The 256-nt window shown below is 69.9% G+C and carries 1 protein-coding gene; it reads right to left on the bottom strand.

What is annotated here, in order from left to right:
* Positions 1 to 56: 56 nt before the first annotated feature.
* Positions 57 to 256 (bottom strand): hypothetical protein (locus UK12_RS42815; RefSeq protein ID WP_045307406.1); only part of this gene is annotated, 200 nt, incomplete at its 5' end.

Below are 256 nucleotides of genomic sequence, written 5' to 3'. Positions count from 1 at the left end.
CGGTGGTTGTCGGGCCGGCCGTTGCTGTCGTCGGGTGCTGGGTTGCGGTCGTCACGTCAGGACCTGCCGAATTCCTTGTTGATGATGTCGAAGAGGTCGGCGGCCGACGCGTTGTCCAACTCGTCGTCGTCGGCGCTGTCGGCGGGGCCGTCGCCCCCGTTCCACTTCGTCAGGAGGGCCTGGAGTCGGGCCGTGACGCGGGCGCGTTCGGCGTGGTCGGGGGAGATGGCGGAGAGCGTCCGGTCCAGCGCGTCGA

It is taken from the genome of Saccharothrix sp. ST-888 (assembly GCF_000955975.1).
Lineage (GTDB): Bacteria > Actinomycetota > Actinomycetes > Streptomycetales > Streptomycetaceae > Kitasatospora.
Note: the sequence above shows the minus strand (reverse complement) of the source record. Positions and strands in the feature narration are given on the sequence as shown.